This window comes from Domibacillus sp. 8LH (assembly GCF_038806185.1).
Lineage (GTDB): Bacteria > Bacillota > Bacilli > Bacillales > Domibacillaceae > Domibacillus > Domibacillus indicus_A.
The window spans coordinates 40,987-48,449 of the sequence record NZ_JAVJNG010000026.1 but is presented as its reverse complement, the minus strand read 5'-3'; the positions used below and the strand labels follow the sequence as shown (position 1 = coordinate 48,449).

The window sequence follows — 7,463 nt, the reverse complement described above, 5'->3', positions numbered from 1 at the left end:
CGAAGAGGTCACACCCGTTCCCATCCCGAACACGGCCGTTAAGCTCTTCAGCGCCGATGGTAGTTGGGGGTTTCCCCTTGTGAGAGCAGGACGCCGCCAGGCAAACAGTGAGGACAGCGAAAGCTTGTCCTCTTTTTTGTTGTCTCAAAAAGTGGTTAAGATACCTTCTAGCTCAGCAAAATATAAACCGTTACTGTTCCTCCTGTTTCATTGCCGACACCAAGCTCGTGGTAATGCCAACACATGTGACAGTGAGGCAGGATAAGAAAATGGAACCATCTGAAATAATCATACTTCCGATAGAAACAATAAGAAAATCAATCATAAAAATGATGACGCCTGGGTTTAAATTTCTGTGTCTCGCAAACATGAGACCCAGGAGATCTGTTCCACCGACGCTTGTATTAAACCAGAGCATACAGCCAATACCAAGACCGACCATAATCCCTCCAAGAATGGCAAACACAATGGGAATGTTAAATTGTTCCCCAATAGCGTGCAGAGGATAAAATAAATCAATCATAAAAGACGAAAAAAGCATGCCGTGGAGACTGTTATAAAAAAAAGAGCGGTTGTAAAACCAGGAAAAAATAAAAATCGGTATATTGATTAAAATAATGACTAGTCCCACTTGTACTCCTGTCACGTAATGAGAAACGAGCCCGATGCCAATCGCTCCGCCGTCCAGCAGCTCAGAGGGAACAAGGAAGAAGTTAATGCCCACTGCAATAAAAAAGCTTCCAATTAGAATGGAAATAAATTTGCGAAGAAAGATCGTCATCCCTGCCCTCTGAAAGTAAATTTTAAATCATATGAGGTTTATATGCAGCGAGGAGTTAAAAATTTCATGATTTAATGGGGCTTTTGGAGAAAAGAATCTTTTGTCACCTGTCCTGTCTAAAGTGTGGATCGGCATCTTTGGCCAGCCAGCTAAAAAAGGACGACCTTTAAGTCTTCGGGTCTGTAGACTAAGGTCATCCTTTTTATTTTCATTTCTTTTAATGGCATATAGCTGCTGTCATGATTGTTCAGCCTGCTCTTTGATCTTGAAGTGTCTCCAGCCGGTCAAAGCTTCCGTATTTTTCACGAACCAGAGTAAAAGCAAGGGCTCCAAGAAGACTCGGAACAGCAAACATGATAAAAGCATTTTGTGGTGCCAGACTGGTGGCCAGTAAAAAACCGATCAATATCGGTGCTGCAATTGCTCCGATCCGGCCGATCCCAACGGCGAAGCCAACGCCAGTTGCCCGTACTTCTTTTGGATAAAACTCATAAATATAAGGGTTTGATAAATTTTGTGTTCCCGCCGTACAGGCACCGCCAAGCGCAATTAAAGCATATAAAAGCAGGATATTAGATGTAAAACTCAGGGCAATAAAACAAACAGCGCTAAGCAAATACATGGAAATCAACACTTTCCGGTGTCCTACACGGTCGATAAAATATCCACCTAATAGAGAACCGCCTATTTGGCCGACGCCAAGCACTAAGCTAAATGAAAGGCTGGATGACAGGGCATAGCCGGATTCCTGCATAATTTTTGGCAGCCATGTATTTAAGCCGTAAATCATAAGCAAACAGCTGAACACAGCAAGGCAAAAAGCAAATGTGCTCAACGCACGATGATGGATGAATAATTTCTTGACCGGAAATCCTTTTGCATTTTCTTTTGCGCTTGCATATTCATAATCGTCGGTTTCTTTATAATTTCCGCCAGGATGAACACGATTTAAAATGTCCGCAAGTTTATCTCCCTGTCCGCGCAAGATATAATACGACAGAGATTCCGGAAATTTCTTTAAGAATAGAGGCAGGGTGAATAATGGAATAATGCCAAGCCAGTAAAGCACTCTCCAGCCCACATCCTGCATAACGGACATCCCAATCAGTGCCGCTAAAATGCCTCCAACCGAATAACCGCAGTACATGGTGGCTACGATAAGTGCCCGGTTTTTTTTCGGGGAATACTCAGTCATCAGGGCAATCACGTTAGGCATCAAACCACCCATCCCGATTCCTGCAATGACACGCATGACGGTAAAGACCGTCGCATTTGGCGCAAGGCCTGAGAGAAAAGTAAAAACACTAAATAAAAACATGCAGATGGCCAGAACTTTTTTGCGTCCGATTGTGTCGGCAAGTGGCCCACATATAAAGGCACCGGCCATCATGCCGACCAATACATAACTTCCAATACTGCCAGCTTCAACCGGCGTTAAGCCGAAATCAGCCATCATTAATGGAAGACCGATCCCGTACATAGCAATATCAAAACCATCAAATGCAATGGCGTATACACACCATAAAAAAACAACTAAATGAAATTTGTTGAAGCGGCTTGCCGCTACAACATCAGAAGCATTTACTTTATGCAATTTTTTCTTCCTCTCCGTGTCTGGTTACCTTTTTCTTTTTGGTTGTGTTCGTATCATACCACGGGTATATAGTTATAGTGTAACGCTTAATTTTGATAAGTACTTATAGCTAAAAGTTATAGCGAATAAGCCGTTTGTCAGGTGTCCGCTTCATATAGTAAAAAAAGAATTAGACATTTAATTGAATATGTCATAAATTATATACTTAATAAAATAACCTTCTAAAGATAAAAGAGTGAGCCCAAAAGGAATTTTTAAAAATGAAGAGAATTATAATAGAAGTACTAATTATCTAGTTAAAATTAGTACAATAAGCATAGTTTCTTGCTTGATATAAACTTTTTATTATATAGGCAAAAGAGTAGCATTTTTTATAAATGATAATTTGCATTTTTTAAAGTAGTGCAATTAACTCCTTGACTATTACTTAGAAAATTAGAGACTTTGTTTTTTCAATAAAGAATAGCAGCATTTTACGGTCGTTTATTTGAAAACGCTTACCAATGAGTTGAGCACACACTTATTTAATTAAAGAGAGGGTTCATAAAGATATGTATAAAAAGCTAGTTTTATTTATCCTTCTATTTTGTCTTTTATTACTCACATCGTGCAACGTACAAAAGAAGTATGAAGTCATCTACAATGATACCGAGCCAGGACTTTCTAAAGAGACTATAAACGAAAATAAGAAGTCAAAGATTTATACAATTGCATTAGTTCCTAAAGTAGAAGAAATTCCTTATTTTGTTGCAGTTAAAGAAGGAGCGATGGAAGCAGGTGAAGATTTAAAAGTGAAAGTAATTTTTAAAGGACCCTCTTCACCTGATCCTAAACAGCAAGCCGAAGTGATTAGAGACTTAATTGATCAGCATGTTGATGTAATTGCAGTTTCTGCAAACGATCCCGTAGAACTGGGTTCCGTACTGCAAGATGCGCAGGAAAAAGGTATTAAAGTTTTAACATGGGACTCAGATACAGATCCAAAACAAAGAGAATTTTTCATTAATATGATTGATCCTGAAATAATGGGACGTCATCTTATGGACTTACTTGCTATGGAAATGCAGGAACAAGGAGAATATGCCATTTTAACAGGATCGCCAAATGCAGCAAATTTAAATGAGTGGACAGCTTGGCTGCAACTTCATCAGAGAGAATATTATCCAAAGATGAAGCTGGTGAAAATTGAATATACAAATGAAGATATTCACAAAGCATACAATGTTACAAAAAAAGTATTGAAGAATTATCCAAACTTAGAAGGAATGATCGGGCTGTCAACCGTTACTCCACCAGCAATCGCCCAAGCACTAAAAGACCTCGGCAACACAGAGAGAATAGCTTTTGTCGGTACCTCAACCCCTAATTTAATGAGGGACTATTTAAAAGAAGGATCAGCCCAAACTATTACCCTGTGGAGTCCGCAAAAGCTAGGTTATTTAACGGTTACAATGGCCAAAAGTTTATTGGATGGCGAGTGGCCATATCATGGAAAAAGCATCAGGAAAATCGGAAATATCGAATATGATGGTGATATGGTAATTATGGGTCAGCCGATCGATTTTACAAAGGAAAATGTGGATCAATATGATTTTTAAACATATATTTAACAGACAAATAAAAGCCTCTCCCCTGACAACGAAACTTATCTTTACATATACATTACTTACAATTGTCCCAATGGGATTTCTCGGGTTTATTGCCTACTATCAATACACGCAATCTATTCAAGAAGAAGTAGGCGAATATGTACCTCGCCTCGTAGAACAAGTAAATGAAAAGATTGAAAACGAAATACGGAAGATGGAATATTTTCCAGACCTTATTTATCAGTCAGGGGATGTAATGACTGTTTTACGAGATAGTGCAGCAAGCAGCCAGTCGAAAAAGCTGCGCAATGAATACATTGTAAAAAACTATTTAACAAGAACCTATTTACAAAACAGCTCTGCAACTATTTTAGGGGCTTTCCTAGTGTCTAAAAATCACGTCTTTGCAAGTACTACTATTCCCTATAAAAATTTTGGCTTTAATGATGGAACACTTCCTTATGCAGATGCGCTGAGTTCTTTAGGAGGAATGCAGCTTATTCTGCCTAATCAAGCAAATCTGTCATTCGAAGGATCTCCTTCCTATTTTATGCTGGTCAAACAAATAACCGATTTTGACAACAGAAAAAACTTAGGAACGATTTATATCGCCGTTGACGTATCTTTCTTTGAAGAATTTCTTGCAGAACTGCAGCAAGAAAAAAACGTAACAATGTGGATTGCGACAAAAAAAGGAAATATTATTTATCACACAAAAAAGTCAAAAATCGGTTCTATTGATCCGGAAATTGGTGAATATCCCATCTTGAATGGAAGCTTTCGTAAAAACCAGGATGGAGAAAAATCTCTTGTCAGTGTAAGCGAATCCAGAGAACTTGCCTGGGTGCTGGTTCACAGCATGCCAATTAAAAATTTAACAGAGAAAACAGATCTTGTTCGAAATGCAACCATTTTTGTTTTTATGGTTTTTGCGTTAGTAACAACTTTTATCTCCATTTCTTTTGCTTGGAAGGTTACACGGCCTCTTTATGAGTTAGGGAGCATTATGAAAAAAGTGGAAAAGGGAGATTTACTTGTCGACATTCCAATACATTCAAATGATGAGGTAGGAATTCTAGCGAAAAGCTTTAGTTCGATGCTTGCTGAAATCAGAGAATTGATTCAGCGAAATTACGATATTGAACTAAGGCAGCGTACAGCAGAGTTATATGCTCTTCAATCCCAAATTAATCCGCACTTTATGTACAACACATTAGAAACAATCAGTATGGCAGTAGAAGACGAGGAAATAGACGAAGTTGTTACAATGCTGACATTGCTTGGAAGGATGCTTCGTTTTTCACTAAGTAATAAAGATAGTTTAGTCAGTATTCAGAATGAAGTTCAACATATCGAAGATTACCTTCGAATTCAGCAATTTCGTTTTGAAGATCGGCTGCAATTTAACATTGAGAAAGAAAACAGCCTGCTTAATTATTATGTACCCAAGTTTGTATTACAACCGATTGTTGAAAACGCGATTAAGTATGGGCTTGAAAAAAGAAAAGAATTGTCGCTTTTTATTCATATTTTAGAAGATAGACGATATAAAGAAAATGATGAAATTCTGTTAATAGTTGAAGACAACGGCCCTGGAATCGACTTTGAAAAATTGGAACAGTTAAACGAAAGGCTTCAATCTGACCCATTGGCTGGGCGTGATTCAGGATTCGGTGTCATCAATGTTAATGCGAGAATTAATATGATTTTTGGAGAACAGTATAAGTTGGAAATTACCAGCAAGGAAGAAGAAGGCACGAAAATTCTCATGCGTATTCCCAAAATTGATTCATATCAAGCAGCTATACTTATGAAACGAGAGGAGCTGAATAAAAAAAATGGAGAAAATTAGGGTGGCCATTGTTGATGACGAGCCAAGAATTAGAAGAGGAATTGAGCGATTAATCAAAACAGGAATTGAAAATTGGGAAATAGCAGGAGTTTACTCGGATGGACAAGAAGCCTATACGGCTATTCATCAATTAAAACAGCCTATTGATGTATTATTTACAGATGTTCAAATGCCTCTTATGGATGGACTGACGCTTGTCAGAGAACTAAAAAAAGAAAATAATGATTTTTTTTCTATTATTATCAGTGGTTTCGATGATTTTAAATACGTTCAAACAGCTTTAAGAGAAGGGGCCACGGATTATATTTTAAAGCCGATTGATCGGAATAAATTTAAGCAGCTTCTGCTCAATATACAAGAACAGGTAATTCAAATTAGAGCAGAGCGGGAGAAATATGAGAAAGCGGAAGAAATGCTGGTTAGATTGACTGTTGAACGTCAGCTTCAGCTGCTAAATGATGCCACCTCAAAAGACAGTGTAGATTTATCTTTCCTTGAGTGGTTTCGTCAGTTCCCAGAAGGGACTTACTATCTGCTTTACCTTGGAGTGGATCAGATTTTAGCTAAAAAGCAGGCTGTATCCTCGGAAGATTGGAATTTGTGGGATAAGAAAATTGAGGATCTAATTAAAGAAGCCCAAAAAAGCAGTCAGTATTGGCTGTGGAAAAACAGTCAGTATGCCTATTGGGTATTGATCAAAGACCCTGATAAGGAAAACATTGAGCCAGAGTGTTTGAGGCTTAAATCAGCTGTCAAGCGTTCAACGCCTTTTACCATCTCTATCGCTTTGAGCGATCCATTTAAAGATCTCTCTCTTTTAACTAATATTAAAGATGAGCTGCGTTCAGCCCTCCAGTTCCGTATGGTTCAGGGAGGCAATAAACTTTTTAAAACAGAATCATTGAAGCGTATTTCTTATAATAAAATCACAGAAGTTCCCCCAGCTATTTACAAATGGGCAGAAGAGACGGTAGAAGCAATGGAGCATGGAGAAGATAAAGCAGAGCAGGCATTCAATCAATTTTTTGCTTCTTTAAAGGAAGCATCTTCACCATTTTTGATACAAGAATCTGTCCGTTATTTATGTATAAGGATTATTAACTGTTGGATTAAAGAGGATGGTTTGAATGAACTGCCGGAATTAATTCAGGAAGCATTTAAAATTACAGAAGAAGCTTCTTCTTTTGAAAAGCTAAAACTCGACACAGAAATATGGATGCAAAAAATGAGGGACAAGAGGGAAGCTGCGCACAATGAACAGGGGGATCCAGTAAAAAGAGCCAAAGTTTGGATACAGGAGCACCTTGAGCAAGGCATTACTATCAAGCAAATTGCAGCCCATGTGCACTTAAATGCAACGTACTTTTGTGAATATTTTAAAAACCAGACAGGGGAAACTGTTTTAGATTACGTGACAAATGAGCGTCTTAAGAAAGCGAAGGAATTGCTTATTCATACCGATTTGAAAGTTTACGACATTGCCGCGAAAGTAGGTTATCAAGACACAAAGTATTTCAGCCGTTTGTTTAAACAATGGACAGGAAAGAGACCTTCTGAATTTAGAGAAATGCATGAATACGGTTGAAAAGCTCCTAATGGGGCTTTTTTTGTTTGTATTTCAAAAAATGAAAATGTACCGAATAAATT

Annotated in this window: 5 protein-coding genes and 1 rRNA gene; 4 read left to right on the top strand and 2 right to left on the bottom strand. The window is 38.1% G+C overall.

What is annotated here, in order from left to right; genetic code table 11:
- A 5S ribosomal RNA gene (gene rrf / locus RG959_RS20260) occupies positions 1–102 on the top strand; the annotation flags it as partial.
- Between the two features lie 88 nt (positions 103–190).
- Here the strand turns inward: rrf and RG959_RS20255 are convergent.
- Positions 191–781, bottom strand: coding sequence for a YitT family protein (locus tag RG959_RS20255; RefSeq protein WP_342798661.1), 591 nt, complete (start codon positions 779–781; stop codon positions 191–193).
- A 247-nt stretch (positions 782–1,028) separates the two neighbouring features.
- Positions 1,029–2,375, bottom strand: coding sequence for an MFS transporter (locus RG959_RS20250; protein WP_342798660.1), 1,347 nt, complete (start codon positions 2,373–2,375; stop codon positions 1,029–1,031).
- A gap of 551 nt (positions 2,376–2,926) precedes the next feature.
- On the opposite strand from RG959_RS20250, the gene RG959_RS20245 reads away from it, so the two are divergent.
- Genes RG959_RS20245 through RG959_RS20235 form a run of 3 tightly spaced genes read left to right on the top strand, consistent with a single transcriptional unit; the run spans position 2,927 to position 7,401 of the window.
- Positions 2,927–3,973: an autoinducer 2 ABC transporter substrate-binding protein gene (locus tag RG959_RS20245; protein WP_342798658.1), complete on the top strand. Its 1,047-nt coding sequence runs from the start codon at positions 2,927–2,929 to the stop codon at positions 3,971–3,973.
- A complete protein-coding gene (locus tag RG959_RS20240) occupies positions 3,963–5,816 on the top strand; it encodes a cache domain-containing sensor histidine kinase (protein ID WP_342798657.1) in 1,854 nt (617 codons plus the stop codon). Before RG959_RS20245 ends, RG959_RS20240 begins: the two co-directional genes overlap by 11 nt.
- 1 nt (position 5,817) lies before the next feature.
- On the top strand, positions 5,818–7,401 hold the full coding sequence (locus RG959_RS20235; protein WP_342798656.1) for a response regulator transcription factor: 1,584 nt from the start codon (positions 5,818–5,820) through the stop codon (positions 7,399–7,401).
- The last annotated feature ends 62 nt before the right edge of the window (positions 7,402–7,463 follow it).

Excerpts from the sequence above, each read along its gene's own strand:
- RG959_RS20255 (WP_342798661.1), bottom strand. The coding sequence starts at position 781 with ATGACGATCTTTCTTCGCAAATTTATTTCCATTCTAATTGGAAGCTTT.
- RG959_RS20245 (WP_342798658.1), top strand. The coding sequence starts at position 2,927 with ATGTATAAAAAGCTAGTTTTATTTATCCTTCTATTTTGTCTTTTATTA.
- RG959_RS20240 (WP_342798657.1), top strand. The coding sequence starts at position 3,963 with ATGATTTTTAAACATATATTTAACAGACAAATAAAAGCCTCTCCCCTG.